The 16,289-nt window shown below is 75.7% G+C and carries 12 protein-coding genes; 5 read left to right on the forward strand and 7 right to left on the reverse strand.

Annotated features, from left to right (window positions below):
- Nucleotides 1–12 precede the first annotated feature (12 nt).
- Complete coding sequence (locus IE219_RS12870; RefSeq protein WP_189976783.1) at nt 13–531, forward strand: NUDIX domain-containing protein; 519 nt, start codon at nt 13–15, stop codon at nt 529–531.
- A gap of 57 nt (nt 532–588) precedes the next feature.
- Here the strand turns inward: IE219_RS12870 and IE219_RS12875 are convergent, their stop codons facing one another.
- Nucleotides 589–1,395 carry a DUF4253 domain-containing protein gene (locus IE219_RS12875; RefSeq protein WP_189976784.1) on the reverse strand — a complete coding sequence of 269 codons (807 nt, stop codon included), beginning with the start codon at nt 1,393–1,395 and terminating at the stop codon, nt 589–591.
- A 61-nt stretch (nt 1,396–1,456) separates the two neighbouring features.
- Nucleotides 1,457–3,802: a glycoside hydrolase family 31 protein gene (locus IE219_RS12880; RefSeq protein ID WP_189976785.1), complete on the reverse strand. Its 2,346-nt coding sequence runs from the start codon at nt 3,800–3,802 to the stop codon at nt 1,457–1,459.
- Between the two features lie 214 nt (nt 3,803–4,016).
- Between IE219_RS12880 and IE219_RS12885 the strand changes: the two genes are divergently transcribed.
- Nucleotides 4,017–5,996 (forward strand): acetoacetate--CoA ligase, encoded by a 1,980-nt coding sequence (locus IE219_RS12885; protein ID WP_189976786.1) that lies wholly within the window; start codon nt 4,017–4,019, stop codon nt 5,994–5,996.
- A gap of 55 nt (nt 5,997–6,051) precedes the next feature.
- Here the strand turns inward: IE219_RS12885 and IE219_RS12890 are convergent, their stop codons facing one another.
- A complete protein-coding gene (locus IE219_RS12890; protein ID WP_189976787.1) occupies nt 6,052–7,089 on the reverse strand; it encodes a CU044_5270 family protein in 1,038 nt (345 codons plus the stop codon).
- Nucleotides 7,086–7,967 (reverse strand): RNA polymerase sigma factor, encoded by an 882-nt coding sequence (locus IE219_RS31700; protein ID WP_229849731.1) that lies wholly within the window; start codon nt 7,965–7,967, stop codon nt 7,086–7,088. The genes IE219_RS12890 and IE219_RS31700 overlap by 4 nt, the downstream gene beginning before the upstream one ends.
- A 133-nt stretch (nt 7,968–8,100) precedes the next feature.
- On the opposite strand from IE219_RS31700, the gene IE219_RS12900 reads away from it, so the two are divergent.
- Nucleotides 8,101–9,789 carry a molybdopterin-binding protein gene (locus tag IE219_RS12900; RefSeq protein WP_189976788.1) on the forward strand — a complete coding sequence of 563 codons (1,689 nt, stop codon included), beginning with the start codon at nt 8,101–8,103 and terminating at the stop codon, nt 9,787–9,789.
- Nucleotides 9,790–9,866: 77 nt separating this feature from the next.
- Here the strand turns inward: IE219_RS12900 and IE219_RS12905 are convergent, their stop codons facing one another.
- Nucleotides 9,867–11,186, reverse strand: coding sequence for an aminotransferase class I/II-fold pyridoxal phosphate-dependent enzyme (locus tag IE219_RS12905; protein WP_189976789.1), 1,320 nt, complete (start codon nt 11,184–11,186; stop codon nt 9,867–9,869).
- A gap of 47 nt (nt 11,187–11,233) precedes the next feature.
- On the opposite strand from IE219_RS12905, the gene IE219_RS12910 reads away from it, so the two are divergent.
- Nucleotides 11,234–12,535 (forward strand): MFS transporter, encoded by a 1,302-nt coding sequence (locus IE219_RS12910; protein ID WP_308434021.1) that lies wholly within the window; start codon nt 11,234–11,236, stop codon nt 12,533–12,535.
- Between the two features lie 37 nt (nt 12,536–12,572).
- On the forward strand, nt 12,573–13,469 hold the full coding sequence (locus tag IE219_RS12915) for a DUF8829 domain-containing protein (RefSeq protein WP_189976790.1): 897 nt from the start codon (nt 12,573–12,575) through the stop codon (nt 13,467–13,469).
- An 82-nt stretch (nt 13,470–13,551) separates the two neighbouring features.
- On the opposite strand, the gene ptsP is transcribed toward IE219_RS12915, so the two are convergent.
- Nucleotides 13,552–15,222 carry a phosphoenolpyruvate--protein phosphotransferase gene (gene ptsP / locus IE219_RS12920; protein ID WP_189976791.1) on the reverse strand — a complete coding sequence of 557 codons (1,671 nt, stop codon included), beginning with the start codon at nt 15,220–15,222 and terminating at the stop codon, nt 13,552–13,554.
- An 80-nt stretch (nt 15,223–15,302) separates the two neighbouring features.
- Entirely contained in the window at nt 15,303–15,752 is a 450-nt protein-coding gene (locus IE219_RS12925; RefSeq protein WP_189976792.1) for a PTS sugar transporter subunit IIA, read from the reverse strand.
- Between the last annotated feature and the right edge of the window lie 537 nt (nt 15,753–16,289).

Genomic DNA, 16,289 nt, shown 5'->3' on the forward strand with positions numbered 1-16,289 from the left:
TACCGTCACCCCGTGACCCACACCGCTCCCGCACCCCACTCCCACTGCTCGGCCTGCGGCGCCGCGTACCCCGCCACGACCACCGGCTGGCCCCGCACCTGCCCCGCCTGCGCCACCACCGCCTACCGCAACCCCCTGCCGGTCGCCGTCGCCCTCCTGCCCGTCACCGCCCCCACCGGCACCGGACTCCTCGCCGTCACCCGCGCCATCCACCCCGGCCACGGCGGCACCGCCCTCCCCGGCGGCTTCATCGACCACGGCGAGGACTGGACCACCGCCGTCGTCCGCGAACTGCGCGAGGAGACCGGCGTCGAGACGGACCCGGACGCCGTCCGGCTCGCCGACGTCCTCTGCTCCGGCGAGCACCTCCTGGTCTTCGGCCTCCTCCCGCCGGTCCCGGCGGACGCCCTCCCGGCCTTCGACCCCACCCCGGAGACCTCCGGCCGACTGGTCCTGCCCGCCCCGCGCGAACTGGTCTTCCCCCTCCACACGGAGGCGGCGGCCAAGTGGTTCGCGGGCGCCTACGCCTGACCCGCCGCCTCCGGCCCGTTCGGACGGTCGGTCCCACCAGCCGGCCCGTTCGGACGGTCAGTCCCACCAGAAGGTCCACAGGTCGGCGCCCACCAGCCGCTCGGCGTACGCCACCAGGGTCTGCGGGGCCGTCCCCTGCCACACGTTGTCCGGGCAGAGGGCGAAGTGCTCGGCGGCCACCGGCAGCGCCTCCTCCAGGGTCGCCGGGGGAGCGGCGACGGAGAGCCGCAGGGTGGCGAAGCCGACCGCGAACACCCGCGCCCCGAAGCGCCGTTCCCAGTCGGCGACCACGGCGGCGATCCGGGCCGTGTCGGCCTCGTGGTTGAGCGGCCCCGACCATCCCGCGGCGGCGAGCGCCGCCGCCCCGGAAGCGGCCTCCACCAGCCCCAGCCGCACCTCGCCGCCGAAGGACAGGAGCACCTCCGCGTGCTCGGCCGCCAGCCGGTCGGGATCCTCCGCCGGCTCCCTCCCGGGCGCCGTCCCCGGCCACTCGGCGCCGTACGGGGCGGTGACGGCGAGCCGCTCCGCGGGGGAGAGCGGATCGCCCTCGTCGACCGAGACGGACTCCTCCCACCACCGGGCGAGCACCGCCCCCGGATCGTGGTCGGCGGGCCGGGACATGTCCTCGGGATACAGCTCCCCGGACCCCCACGGCCGGAACCCCTCGTCACCGTCCAGCGGTTCGAGCAGCAGCGGCCACAGCCCGGTGCGCGGATGCGCGGCGCGCAGCCGCCCCCACAGCGCGAAGGGCGCGGGCCCGTCGCTCAGCCACAGCGGCCGCGCCCCGCCGTCCCCCTCGTCCGCCGTGATCACGCGACCGGCCGGCAGTGCGATGTCATCGCCCCTCAGGGCCCCCAGTTCCATGCCTCCGGATGCTAGGGGAGGGGTCCGACAGCGCTCTCGCCCCGGCGCCGGAACCCCCGTCTCACACCCCCCGCACCCGCACCGGAAGGCCCGCCTCCGACGTGCCCTCCTCCGTCACCCGCTCCACCACGACCCGCCCCTCCACCAGCCGCGACTGGTAGCGCTCGATCTCCGCGGGCTCCCAGCCGTCGCCCGTGTCCCGGACCACCAGCCCGCCGCCCGTCCGGCCCGGCGCCGGCGCCCACACCTCCAGCGCGAGGCCCCCGTCCCCGCCGGCGACCGGCAGGACCGCGCCCGCCCGCGCCAGCACCGGCACGCGCCCGAGGGGCGCGTCCAGGAGCACCTGACCGGGCCCCTCGTACGCCTCCCCGGTCGCCGTGTCGTACCACCGGCCGCGCGGCAGCCGCACCGCCCGCCGGTCGGCGCCCCGGTGCAGCACCGGCGCCACCAGGAGCCCGTCGCCCAGCAGGAAGGCGTCCTCGCAGTCCCGCAGCGCCCGGTCCTCCGGCGCCCCCCACCACACCGGCCGCACATAGGGCGCCCCGGTCATCCGCGCCAGCCGGGCCAGCGTCAGGAAGTACGGGCGCAGCCGCTCCCGCTCGGCCAGCGCCACGCGCGCGTGCTCCAGCACCTCGGGACCGAACTCCCACGGCTCGCGCCGCCCCGCGCCCAGCGCCGAGTGGGTCCGGAACAGCGGCAGCCACGCCCCCAGCTGGAACCAGCGCAGGAACAGCTCGGGCGACGGACTCCCGTCGAAGCCCCCGACGTCCGGCCCCGAGTACGGCACCCCGCACAGCCCCAGCCCCAGGACCAGCGAGAGCGAGGCCCGCAGCCCCGGCCAGCCGGTCGCCACGTCGCCGGACCAGGTGCCCCCGTACCGCTGCGCACCCGCCCACCCGGCGCGCGTGAACAGGAAGGGCCGCTCCCCGGGCCGCAGCCGCCGCAGCCCCTCGTACCCCGCGCGGGCCATCAGCAGCCCGTACACGTTGTGCGCCTCCCGGTGGTCGCCGCCGCGCCCGTCCAGGGCGTGCCGCGCCGACCGGGGCAGCGTCGGCTCCCCGAAGGGCGTGAGGAGCGCCGGCTCGTTCATGTCGTGCCACACCCCCGAGAAGCCCTGCCCCAGCCGCTCCTCGTACAGCCCGCCCCACCACTCCCGCACCGCCGGGTCCGTGAAGTCCGGGAAGACGCACTCCCCGGGCCACACCTCCCCCCGCACCTCCCGGCCCCGCGCGTCCCGCACGAACGCCCCGGCCGTCCGCCCCTCCTCGTACAGCGGGTCCCCCGGCTCCGCCACGACCGCCGGGTCGACGATCGACACCAGCCGCACGCCCTGCTCCCGCAGCTCCCGGGCGAGCCCCGGCAGATCGGGGAACCGCTCCCGGTCCACCGTGAACACCCGGTGCCGGTCGTAGTGGTCGATGTCCAGGTGGACCGCCGACAGCGGCAGCCCCCGCTCCCGGTAACCGGCCACCACCCGCCGCACCTCCGCCGCGTCGCCGAACCCCCAGCGCGCGTGCTGCGGTCCCAGCGCCCAGGCCGGCGGCAGCGCCGGGGCCCCGGTCAGCGCCGCCCAGTTGTGCGCCACGCGCGCGGGCGTGCCGACCACCACCCAGCAGCGCAGCGGACCGCCCTCCATCCGCACCTCGACGGTGCCCGGCCGGTCGTGCCCCGACCCGGCGCCCTCCTCGCCCTCCGCGAGGGTCACCAGCCCGTCCCACGTGTTGTCGTGGAAGGCCAGGTGGGTGCCCGCGTCCGCGACCACGTACTGCACCGGCATGGTGAAGTACAGCGGATCGTCGCCCGGCCCGAACCGGCCCTTCGGATCGGTGTTCCACAGCCGGTACGCGCCGTCCCGCAGCCGCGGCCCCGCCGACCGCCCGCCGAGCCCGAAGAACCGCGCGTCCGCCGGCACCTCGGCCCGCTGCGCCCACCGAGCCGGACCCCCGCCCACCGGCTCCCACCAGCGCGGCGGCAGGTCCCGCCGCAGCATCACCCCGCCCGGCGTCCGGATCTCCACCGCCCCGTGCCGCGAGACCGCCACCGTCACCCGCTCCGACACGATCCGCCAGCCGCCGTCCGTGTCCGGTTCGAGGACCGCCCGGGGGTCCGGCTCGGGCGCCTTGCCGGCCAGCGCGTACGAGGGCTCCGGCTCCGCCCCGTCCCACCCCCAGAACACCGTGCCGCCCGCCGACACGGACACCCGCAGCGAGGACCGGGCGAACCGCACGGTCCCGCCGCCCGGCGCCGGCTCCGCGCCCTCCGCCCGACCCGGCACCCGGGCCCGCTCCGCCCCCCGCGCCGACAGCGCCGCGTCCGCCCGCCACCGCCCCCACGCCGTCCGCGCCGCCCTGAGCCCCCGCACCGCACCGAACACCCTCATCGAACGCACCCGTCCACGACCGTCCATGCAGGTCACCCTGCCATCCGCCGACGGCGGCCCGAGCCCCGTTCAACTTCCGTTCACCCGTGGTGGGAGCACATGTTCAACTCGCCGATCATGGGCGGGCGGCCCTGGTGCGAAACCCGCTCCCATGACATCGTCCTGTCAGCCGCGTCACGCGCACACCCCAGCACGTGCGCGGGACACACGCCGACCCCGCGTACAGCCAGGGAGCCACCCCATGACATCTGCGCCGACCGAGCCGACCGAGCCGCTCTGGCAGCCGGACGAGGAGCGCATCGCCACCGCCGCCGTCACCCGCTTCCAGGAGTGGGCCGCCGCACACCACGGCGCCCCCGCCGAGGGCGGCTACCCGGCGCTGCACCGCTGGTCCGTCGACGAGCTGGAGACCTTCTGGCGGGCCGTCGCCGAATGGTTCGACGTCCGCTTCTCCACCCCGTACGCGCGCGTGCTGGGCGACCGCTCCATGCCGGGCGCCGACTGGTTCCCCGGAGCCACCCTCAACTACGCCGAGCACGCCCTGCGCGCCGCCGCCGACCGGCCCCACGACACGGCCCTCCTCCATGTGGACGAGACACACGAGCCGACCCCGGTCACCTGGGCCGAGCTGCGCCGCCAGGTCGCCTCCCTCGCCGCCGAACTGCGCGCCCTCGGCGTCCGCCCCGGCGACCGCGTCAGCGGCTACCTGCCGAACGTCCCCCAGGCCGTCGTCGCCCTCCTCGCCACCGCCGCCGTCGGCGGCGTCTGGACCTCCTGCGCCCCCGACTTCGGAGCCCGCAGCGTCCTCGACCGCTTCCAGCAGGTCGAGCCGGTCGTCCTGTTCACCGTCGACGGCTACCGCTACGGCGGCAAGGAGCACGACCGCCGCGCCACCGTCGCCGAGCTCCGCGCCGAACTGCCCACCCTGAAGGCCGTCGTCCACATCCCGCTCCTCGGCACCCCGGCCCCCGAGGGCGCCCTCGACTGGGCCTCCCTCGTCGCCGCCGACACCGAACCGGTCTACGAGCAGGTGCCCTTCGCGCACCCCCTGTGGGTGCTGTACTCCTCCGGCACCACCGGCCTGCCCAAGGCCATCGTCCAGTCCCAGGGCGGCATCCTCGTCGAGCACCTCAAGCAGCTCGGCCTCCACTGCGACCTGGGCCCCGAGGACGTCTTCTTCTGGTACACGTCCACCGGCTGGATGATGTGGAACTTCCTCGTCTCCGGCCTGCTCACCGGCACCACCGTCGTCCTGTACGACGGCAGCCCCGGCCACCCCGACACCGCCGCCCAGTGGCGCATCGCCGAACGCACCGGCGCCACCCTGTACGGCACCTCCGCCGCCTACGTCATGGCCTGCGCCAAGGCCGGCGTCCACCCGGGCCGCGACTTCGACCTGTCGGCCGTCAAGTGCGTGGCCACCACCGGCTCCCCACTGCCCCCGGACGGCTTCCGCTGGCTCCACGACGAGGTCCGCGAGGACCTGTGGATCGCCAGCGTCAGCGGCGGCACCGACGTCTGCTCCTGCTTCGCCGGCGCCGTCCCGACCCTGCCCGTCCACATCGGCGAGCTCCAGGCCGCCGGCCTCGGCACCGACCTCCAGGCGTGGGACCCCTCCGGCAAGCCCGTCGTCGGCGAGGTCGGCGAACTCGTCGTCGCCCACCCCATGCCGTCCATGCCGATCCACTTCTGGAACGACCCCGACGGCAGCCGCTACCACGACAGCTACTTCGAGATGTTCCCCGGCGTGTGGCGGCACGGCGACTGGATCACGATCACCGACCGCGGCTCGGTCGTCATCCACGGCCGCTCCGACTCCACCCTCAACCGCCAGGGCGTCCGGATGGGAAGCGCCGACATCTACGAGGCGGTCGAACGGCTCCCCGAGATCAAGGAGTCCCTCGTCATCGGCCTGGAGGAGCCGGACGGCGGCTACTGGATGCCGCTCTTCGTCCACCTCGCCGACGGCGCGACCCTCGACGACGAGCTGATCGGCCGCATCAGGAGCACGATCCGCGCCGAGCTCTCGCCGCGCCACGTCCCCGACGAGGTCATCGAGGTCCCCGGCGTCCCCCACACCCTCACCGGCAAGCGCATCGAGGTCCCCGTCAAGCGGCTCCTCCAGGGCACCCCGCTCGCCAAGGCCGTCAACGCGGGCTCGGTCGACGACCTGGAACTGCTGCGCTTCTACGAGGCGCTGGCGGCGGCCCGGCGCGGCTGACGCGCCCGTGGGGCGGTCCCGCCGTGCGGGACCGCCCCACGCCACCGGCCGGGCCTCAGCCCGGCAGCTGCCCGGTCCGGGCCACGGCCGCCTTGGCGAGCACCGCGGACACGCTCAGGACCGTCCCGGCCGGACCGGCGTCCGCGGCCCGGACCAGCACCGTCCGCTGCCCGAGGAAGACCGACGTCGACCGGTCGAAGACCCACTGGGTCTGCTCCCCGGCCGCGGAGGTACGGGCCACGGCCACGCCCTCCCGGCCCGCCGCGTCCCGCGCCGACGGCAGCACCGCCACCCCCGGCACCCGCGCGGCCGCCCCGTACAGCGCGGCGGTCACCCGGGGCGGCGCCCAGGTCTCGGCCAGCAGCGTCCCGATCGCGTCGAAGGCCCGCTGGTCGGCGTCCCCGCCGGGGGCCCGCGTCTGCTCCCGGACCAGTCGCAGCAGCGCCTCCGGATCGGTCGGCAGCCCCGCCACGTACGCGTGCGTGGGCGCGGTCACGGACGGCGGACCCTGCTCCAGGAAGGTCTTCCGGGGCGCGGCCCCCGGCCGGTCCACCTCGTACACGGGCACGCGCGGGGAGAGCACCGAGTCGGCGGAGCCCTCCTCCCGCAGCAGTCCGGGCAGGCTCCCGTCCGCCGACAGCCACACCTGCCGCCGGTGCGCCGGTCCCGTCTCGGCCGGACCACCGTCCGCCGACCGCGCCGACCGCGCGACCAGGCTCTCCACATAGACGAACTCGCCGGCGCGGGCGTTCGGCGCGGGGGACGCGGCGGCGGCGAGCGCGGCCCGCTCCAGCACGGCCGACGCGCCCTCCGCCCGCACCGCCGGAGTCCCGCCGCCGGGCCGCTCCGGGGGAGCGGCGAGCAGGACACCCCCGGCGGCGAGGGCGCACGCCACGGCGGGCACGGCGATCCGGACCCACACCCGGCGCCGGGCCGCGGACCGGGCGGGCCGCGCGGGCAGCGCGGCGGCCAGCACCGCCCGCCGCACCTCCCGCTCCCGCTCGGGCGCGAAGCCGGGCACGGGCGGCGGGGGCAGCAGCTCGGTCAGTTCGGCGCGCAGCGCGTCCTGGGAGCGGGGATCGATGGCGTTCATGCCGGCTTCTCCGGGGAAGTTCGGGGGACGAGGACGGTACGGGCCGCACGCACGGCGCCCCGGGACGATCCGACGGCTTCGGCGGCCTTGACGGCCTTGACGGACGCGGCGGATGCGGTGGACGGGACGGGAACGGCGGACGCGGCAGATGAGACGGGCACGGCGGGCGTGGCGGATACGGCGGATACGGCGGGCCGCGCGGGTGCGGCGGGGGCCCCGGACCGGGCGGCACCCGCGAGGCCCTCAGGCCGCTCACGCCCCTCAGGCCGCTCGCACCCCTCAAGCCCCTTGTGCCTCTCAAGCCGCTCCTGCTCCTCGCGCCGCTTGAGCCGTCCGCGCCGCCCCGCGCGCAGCTCGGCCTCGGCGAGCGCCCGCAGCCGCTCCCGCGCCCGGGACAGCCGGGACCGCACCGTCCCCACCGGGACGCCCAGCGCCTCACCGGCCGTCGCGTAGTCGAGCCCGGCCCACACGACCAGGCCGAAGACCTCCCGCTCCCGGCGGCGCAGCCGCCCGAGGGCGATCCGCGCGGCCCGCAGCCGCTCCTCGTCGGCGAGCCGGGCGGCCACCGCGTCGCTGAAGTCGGGCAGGACGCCCCGGTCGTCCATCCTGGCCAGCGCCGCGTCCCGCCGCCGCGCCTCGCGGGCGGCCCCGCGCAGCACGTTGGTGGCGATGCCGAGCAGCCACGGCCGCAGACTCCCGCCGTCGACACGGAGCCGGTCCCGGCAGCGCCAGGCCTCCAGGAAGGTCGCGGACACGATGTCCTCGGCGGCGGCCCGGTCCCCGCACATTCGGTGGGCGTACTGGAACAGCACACGCGCGTGCGCGTCGTACGCCTCCCCGAGCGCCGAGGGGTCCCCGGCCCGGAAACGTTCTCTCATCTCTGGTTCCACACCGGGTACTGACCGCCGGTTCGCCCGGGTTCCCGTGACCCGCGCCACACCCGCCCCTCCCGCACCACCCCGTGTGGCCCAGGTCACGGGAACTCCGCCCGCCCCAGGAGCAGTTCCCTGCATGAACACGAACACGAACACGAACATGAGCCGGAAGACGGACGGCGACGGGACCACGGACGGGACGGCGGACCGCGCCACGGCCCGCACCGCGATGGCCCGCACCACGGCGACCGGATCCAGGATCCGACCCGCCCTCCGCCCCCTCGTCCTCGCCGCCGCCCTCGCGGCGACCGCCTTCACCTTCACCGCCCCGCCCACCGCCCTGGCCGCCCCCGCGCCCGGCTCCGACCAGGTCACCCTGACCATCCGTCACCTGGACCGCGCGGGCGCCGCCACCTCCGCGTACACCACCCACGTCACCGGCTTCTCCGGCCCCGGCGCCGGGGTGGAGGAGCGGCCCCACGACGACTCCGGCACCGTCACCCTGCGCCTCCCCAAGGGCCGTTACCTCCTCGACTCGACGCTGGGCACGGAGGACGGGGCGTCCGGCACCGACTGGATCGTCCAGCCCCGCCTCGACCTGGACCGCGACACCACCGTCACCGTCGACGCCCGCACCACCGCCCCGGTCGACGTCCGCCCGCCCGAGGGCGGCGCCCGGCCCCGCCACACCCTCTCGTACGTCGAGGTCGGCCACGACGGCGTCACCCGCTCGGCCAACGTGATCTCCGCGAGCGGCGGCCTGCGCGTGGCCCACCTCGGCCCGGCCGCCGAACCCGGCTCCGTCACGGCGTCGATCGACAGCTACTGGAGCGGCGCCGCCGCCGACTACGGCCTCGGCTACCGCTTCACCTCCGACCGCGCCCTCACCGGCCTCGTCCGCCACCCCGCCGCCGCCGACCTGGCGACCCTGAAGGTCCGCGCCGCCGACCGGGACGGCGCCGGAGGCACCGGCGTCGCCGCCTTCCTGCCCGCCGAGGGCACCTCCGCCGGCCTCACCACCCCGCTCGCCCGTACCGGCACCGCGACCTTCCGCGTCACCCCCGAGCGCGGCCGCTGGGCGCTCCTCTACTCGACCCCTGGCGCCCCCGGGGTGATGCCCAACCGGTACGAGGCCCACGTCGCCGCCCGCGCGGGCACGACCACCACCCGCACCTTCGACAACGCGGTCCTCGGCCCCGCGCTCGACCCGCTCCCCGGCACCGGACCCGCCGGCGTCCGCGACGGCGACCGGCTCTCCCTCGACCTGCCGCTGCTCGCCGACGGCGAGGGCCACGCGCCCTCCGAGCCGTCCTTCCGCTCGGCCACCACCACGCTCCACCGCGACGGCGTCCTGACCGGCACCCACCGGGGCGCCCCGGGCCGGGCCTCCTTCACGCTCGCCGACGCCGACCGGGCCCGCTACCGGCTCACCGCCACGGCCCTCCACGGCACCGGCACGCGCGCGGGACGGGTCTCCGCCTCCTGGACCTTCGACTCCGCCGCGACCACCGGCCCGGCCGCGCTCCCGCTCAGCGTCGTCCGCTTCACCCCGGGGCTCGCCCTGGACGGCACCGCCCCCGCCGGCACCGACCTGCGCGTCCCGGTCACGGTCCAGGGCCCGGCCGCCGGCCCCGGCACGCGCGCGCTGCGCGTCACGGTCTCCACCGACGGCGGCGCCACCTGGACCCCGGCCCCGGTCACCGGCGGCGCCGTCACGGTCCGCAACCCGGCCCCCGGCGGCACGGTCTCCTTCCGCGCCGCGCTCACCGACACCGAGGGCAACACCCTCGACCAGACCCTCGGCAACGCCTACCGCACCCGCTGACCCCGTACCCCCCCTCCCACCACGCGCGCGTGCGGGGCGCTTTCACGCACCTCGCACGCGCGCGGGCCCGTCGTGAATCAACCCCCGTACGTCGCCTGCGTGTCCCCGAGCACCCCGGCGAAGTCCGCCGCCAGCCGCTCCGCCGCCTCCGGCAGCAGCGTGGAGGTGGTGATGCGGACGGCGGGCGGGCTCCCGATCCGGAACCGGGCGCCCGCCGCGACCCACCAGCCCCGCGTCCGCAGCCCGTTGACCACCGCCGACTCGTCCCGCACCGGCACCCACACGTTCAGCCCCCCGGTCCCGGAGGCCCGCACGCCCCGCGCGCCCAAGGCGTCGGTCAGGGCCCGCCGCCGCTCCCCGTACACGGTCTCCCCGCGCTCGACCAGCCGCGCCACGGCGGGATCGGAGAAGAGTCCGGCCACGGTCGTCTGGAGGATGTGGCTGACCCAGCCGGAGGTCATCAGCATCCGGCCGTCGTGCCGGGCGATCGTCACCGGGTCGCCGGTCAGCCCGGCCCACCGCAGGTCCACGCCCAGCCGCTTGGAGACCGTGCGGACCTGCGCCCAGCGGGCCGGCCGGAGCGCGGCCAGGGTGGGGGCGGGCGGCCCGTCCGGCGTGGCGATGTAGTCGTCCTCGATCACCAGCACCTCGGGGAAGCCGCCCAGCAGTTCCCCGAGCGCGTCCCGCCGTCCTGCGGTGAGCGAGGCCCCGGTGGGGCACTGGGCGCGCGGGCTGAGGACGACCGCCCGCACCCCGCCCCGCAGCGCGTCCCGCAGGCCGTCCGGTGTCATCCCCTCCGCGTCGACGGCGACCGGCACCGTCCGCAGTCCCAGCGCGGGCACGAGGTCCAGGAGGTGGTGGAAGCCCGGGTCCTCGACGGCCACCGCGTCCCCGGGCCGCAGCTCGACCGAGAGCAGCCGGGCGACGCAGTCGAGCGCGCCGTGCGCGAAGGTCACCGTCTCGGCGGGCACCCCGTCCCGCCGGAACCACGCGCGGGTCAGCTCCTCCAGCTCCGGCAGCCGGGGCGAGGCCCGGTGCGAGCCGTACACGGGCCGTACCTCGGCGGGCGGGCGCAGGACCGGCAGGAAGGCGGGGTCGGGCAGTCCGCTGGCCAGGTCGGTCAGCCCCTCGGGCATCCGGGGCGGCCGCCGGGACGCCACCGAGGGGGCCTCGGCGACGACGGTGCCGCCACGGCCCCGGGTCACCACGAGCCCGCGCCGCCGCAGCTCCTTGTAGGCGGTCGCGACGGTGCCCGGACTGACGCCGAGCCCGTCCGCGAGCCTCCGTACGGGAGGCAGCGCGTCGCCCGGCGCGAGCTCGCCCTCGGTCACGCCGCGCTCGACGGACGCGGCGATCCCCTTGGCCGTCGTCCCCTGGATCGAATATTGTGTCACCACGTACTGAAGTGTGTACCGATACAAAAATCGAGTCAAGGGGGAGCCGCATGGGAAACCGGACCACGAGACACCGCGCCGCACTCGACCGCATACCCGGAGGCCGCGACGGCCGCCGCATGCTCGTCGTCAGCGTCGTCGACAAGACCGGCACCGGTCTCTGGGCGGGCTGCACCGCCCTCTACTTCACCTACGTCTCCGGCCTGAGCCTCGCCCAGGTCGGCCTCCTCATGACCGTCTCCGGCGGCGTCGGCATCGCCGGCGCCCCGATCGCCGGCCTCCTCGCCGACCGCTTCCCCCTCGTCCGCGTCATCGCCGCCACCCAGCTCGTCCGCGGCGCCGCCCTCCTCGCCCTCCTCACCACCGACCACTTCCTCCTCCTCACCCTCTACTCCGCCCTCGGCGCCCTCCCCGACCGCGCCGGCAGCGTCCTCATCAAGCTGTACGCCGCCCGCCTCGCCGGCTCCGAACGCGTCCGCTACCAGGCCATCCAGCGCACCACCGTCAACATCGGCTGGTCCCTCGGCGGCCTCGGCGCCGCCGCCGCGCTCGCCACCGGCAGCACCCAGGCGTACACCTGGCTCCTCGTCGGCAACGTCCTCTCCTACCTGGCCATCACCGCCCTCACCCTCCGCTGCGCCGAACCGCCCGCCCCCTCCCGCGTCGCCGCCCACGGCACCCCCGGCGACGCCTCCGGCCCCGCGCCCCGCCCCGGCGGCCCCTGGCGCGACCGCACCTTCCTCGGCTACACCGCCACCGACGCCGCCCTCTTCCTCGACGACACGATCCTCCAGGTCGCCGTCCCCCTCTGGATCGTCCACGCCACCGCCGCCCCCGCGGGCCTCGCCCCGCTGCTCCTCGTCCTCAACACCGTCCTCGTCGTCCTCTTCCAAGTCCCCCTCGCCCGCTTCGGCGCCACCACCCCCGCCGCCCGCCGGCTCCTCGTCCCCCTCGGCGCCCTCTTCGCCGTCGGCACCCTCGCCCTCGCCGCCTCCGCCGCCGGCGGACGCGCCCTCGCGATCACCGCCCTCGTCGTCGCCGTCGTCGCCCTCACCTTCGCCGAGATCCTCCACGCCACCTCGTCCTGGGAGCTCTCCGTCGCCCTCGCCCCCGCCGACGCCCAGGGCGCCTACCTCGGCGTCCACGGCCTGGCCCAGTCCACCCAGCGCTTCGCCGGCCCCCTCCTCGTCACCGGCGTCATGACCGCCGGCCCCCTCGCCTGGCCCCTCCTCGGCCTCGCCCTCGTCGCGGCCGGCGCGGCCCAGCACCGCCTGATCCGCGACCGCGTCCTCCACCCCACCCCTCCGCAATCGTCACTGTCAGTGGCGAAGGTTACGGTGAGTGAGCACTGATCGGCACCGGTCAGGCCGCCACGACCGAGGGGGAACCATGACGACCAGCACCACCACCCGCCTGCGCCGCGCCCTGCGCCGCGAGATCCCCAGCACCGTCGGACTCCTCGCCGACGAGCGGGACTTCGCCGCCATGCGCCGCTACCGCACCTTCGCCTTCGACGACCACCCCACCTACCTCAAGGAGGTCGAGGCCCTCCTCAGGACCCTCGCCCGCCAGGGCACCCACACCACCGTGACCCTCTTCGACCCCGACGAATACGCCTCCTACTGCGCCGAGACCGGCCTCGACCCCGACCGCCCCGCCAGCCGCAGCCGCTTCACCGACCACCTGGCCACCACCGGCGCCCGGGTCACCTACACCGGCCAGCCCCTCACCGCCCTCCTGCCCGAACTCGTCGACACCGCCGTCCGCCGCGCCACCTGGGAGTACGCCACCACCCTCCTCGCCACCCTCGGGGACTGCGCCGACTGCGGCCGCGACCTCGGCCGGGACGCCCTCGACCGCGCCACCCGCCTGCTCCTCGCCCTCCTCGACGGCGCCGGACCCGGCACCCACCACCTGGTGTGCAGCGTCCCCGCCGCCGGCGACCACCTCCTCGCCGTCCTCCACAGCACCCACGACGAGCACGGCACCCACCACCACGACCCGGCCGCCGCCACCGAGTTCGCCGCCGTCCTCGCCGCCGGACTCGCCCTCGGCTCCCCGGGCGGCCTCGTCCTGCGCGCCACCCGCCCCGGCCGGCCCGACCGCCTCCACGGCTGGCGCCTCGCCGACGGCGACCTCGCCCCCCTCACCGAGGCCGAGGTCTTCGCCGCCTACTGCACCGACGCCCGCACCGGCGAACCCCTCCCGCCGGAGCACGGCGTCGACCACCGCGCCGGCTTCCCCCTCGCCCCCGACCCCGACGCGCACCGCCCCGGCCATCACTGACCCCGCACACGACGAAGGGGCTCCCCGCCACCGAAAGGTGATGGGAAGCCCCTCGACGGGAAACTCCGCTACGGCCCCGGGATCACTCCCCGGACAGCACCGCCTGCGCGGCCAGCCGCGCCTCGTGCGCCGTGTCCGCGGCACGCGCCGCGGACGCCGCCCGCTCGCACTGCGCGAGCGTGTACTTGGCGAGCGTCGCCCGCACGTACGGGATCGACGCCGCGCCCATGGAGAGGGAGGTGACGCCCAGACCCGTCAGCACGCACGCGAGCAGCGGGTCCGACGCGGCCTCGCCGCACACGCCGCAGCTCTTGCCCTCGGCCTTGGCCGCCTCGGCGGACAGCGCCACCAGGTCGAGCAGCGCGGGCTGCCACGGGTCCTGGAGCCGGGACACCGCGCCCACCTGGCGGTCGGCGGCGAAGGTGTACTGCGCCAGGTCGTTCGTGCCCAGCGACAGGAACTCGACCTCCTGGAGGATCGAGCGCGCCCGGAGCGCGGCGGACGGGATCTCCACCATCGCGCCGAACTTGGCCTGGAGCCCCGCCTCGCGGCACGCGTCGGCGAACGCCTTCGCGTCCGTCCGGTCGGCCACCATCGGCGCCATGACCTCCAGGTACACCGGCAGGCCCTCGACGGCCTTCGCCAGCGCGGTCAGCTGCGTCCGCAGCACCTCCGGGTGGTCGAGCAGCGACCGCAGACCCCGCACGCCCAGCGCCGGGTTCGGCTCGTCGACCGGGGTCAGGAAGTCCAGCGGCTTGTCGGCGCCCGCGTCGAGCACGCGCACGACCACGCGCCCCTCGGGGAACGCCTCCAGCACCTTCCGGTACGCCTCGACCTGCTTCTCCTCGGACGGCGCCTTCTTGCTGTCGTCCAGGAAGAGGAACTCGGTACGGAACAGGCCGACACCCTCGGCACCCGCCTCGACCGCGGCGGGCACGTCCGCCGGACCGCCCACGTTGGCGAGCAGCGGCACCTTGTGCCCGTCCGAGGTGGCACCGGGACCGCTGGACGCGGCCAGCGCCGCCTTCCGCTCCTCGGCGGCCCGGGTCAGGGACGCCTTCTTCTCCTCGCTCGGGTCCACGAAGATCTCGCCGGTGGAACCGTCCACCGCGACCTGCGTGCCCTCCGCCAGCTCACCGGCACCGGGCAGCGCGACCACGGCCGGCACGCCGAGCGCCCGCGCCAGGATGGCGCTGTGGCTGGTCGGCCCGCCCTCCTCGGTCACGAAGCCGAGCACCAGCGCCGGGTCGAGCAGCGCCGTGTCGGCCGGCGCCAGGTCCCGCGCGATCAGCACGTACGGCTCGTCGCTGTCCGGCACGCCCGGCATCGGGACGCCGAGCAGCCGCGCGACGATCCGGTTCCGCACGTCGTCCAGGTCGGCGACCCGTCCGGCCATGTACTCGCCGGCGCCCGCCAGCAGCTCGCGGTAGTGCGAGAAGGCGTCGTAGATGCCGCGCTCGGCCGTGCTGCCGACCGCGATCCTGCGGTCGACGTCGGCGATGAGCTCCGGGTCCTGGGCGATCATCGCCTGGGCCTCCAGCACGGCCTGGGCCTCACCGCCGGCCAGGTTGCCCCGGGCGATCAGGTCCGCGGCCACGGCCTCCACCGCCTGACGGGCGCGCCCCTGTTCGCGCTCCGCCTCCTCGGCCGGGATCTGCTTGGCCGGCGGTTCCAGAACCGCCGTGCCCATGTGCCGCACCTGGCCGATCGCCACGCCGTGGCTGACCCCGACGCCTCGCAGCGTTGTCTCCATCTCACCCGTCTCCGATAGAGCGACGGCCGAGGCCGCCGCGTTGAATGTCGTACGCGCCGTCCTGCGACGACGGACCGGACTCAGCTCCAGTCGAAGAGGTGCTCGCCGGCCTGCACGCCGCCGTCCTCACGGACGCCGGAGAGCGAGTCGGCCGTGGCCTCCAGGGCCACGATGGGACAGATGGGGGACTTGCCGGCGGCCTCGACATCGGCCGGGTTCCACTTCACGACGGCCTGTCCGCGCGTCACGGTGTCGCCCTTGTTCACGAGGAGCTCGAAGCCCTCCCCGTTGAGCTGGACGGTGTCGATGCCGAGGTGGGTGAGGACGCCGTGGCCCTCGCTGTCCACGACGACGAAGGCGTGCGGGTGCATGGAGACGACGACCCCGTCGATGGGGGAGACCGCCTCGGAGGGCTCACGTACGGGATCGATGGCGGTGCCGGGCCCGACCATGGCACCGGAGAAGACCGGGTCGGGAACGTTGGCGAGACCAATGGCGCGTCCAGCGAGTGGCGACGTCACGGTTGTCACGGGAAGCCTCCCAGGGGCGGAGATCGTGTGGCGCCGCCACTACCTGTCCTGGGCGGCGCGTAGCTGTTCAGAAGCGTAAGTCATAAGAAGTCCTAGTTCCGCACGAGACGTACCAGTTGGCGGAGCTAGGGACTACCCGAAACGATTTGCCTCTACTGACGGTGGGATGTACTGTCGTACTCCTGCTTGACCCCCAACGCGGCTTGCGAGTCGCGGGTCAGCAGCACCGATCAAGCCAGATCCTAACCCCAGTGGTCTACACCTCTGCCTGCCCCGGTTCCGACCGGAGCGCGGAGGGGTGGTCAGCGGGACGGAGAAAGCCTGGTAACGTTTGACCCCGCCGAGGACGGAAAGCGCGAAAAGCGAATTCCAGAACGGCAAACACCGAGGAAAATCGGATCGGAAAGATCTGATAGAGTCGGAAACGAAGGAAGCGCCCGGAGGGCCCGCCAAGCGGGACTGAAGGAAGCGTCCGCACCTTGAGAACTCAACAGCGTGCCAAAAATCAACGCCAGATTAGTTGATACCCCGTCCGGC

The organism is Streptomyces termitum, assembly GCF_014650175.1.
In the GTDB taxonomy this organism is placed as follows: domain Bacteria; phylum Actinomycetota; class Actinomycetes; order Streptomycetales; family Streptomycetaceae; genus Streptomyces; species Streptomyces termitum.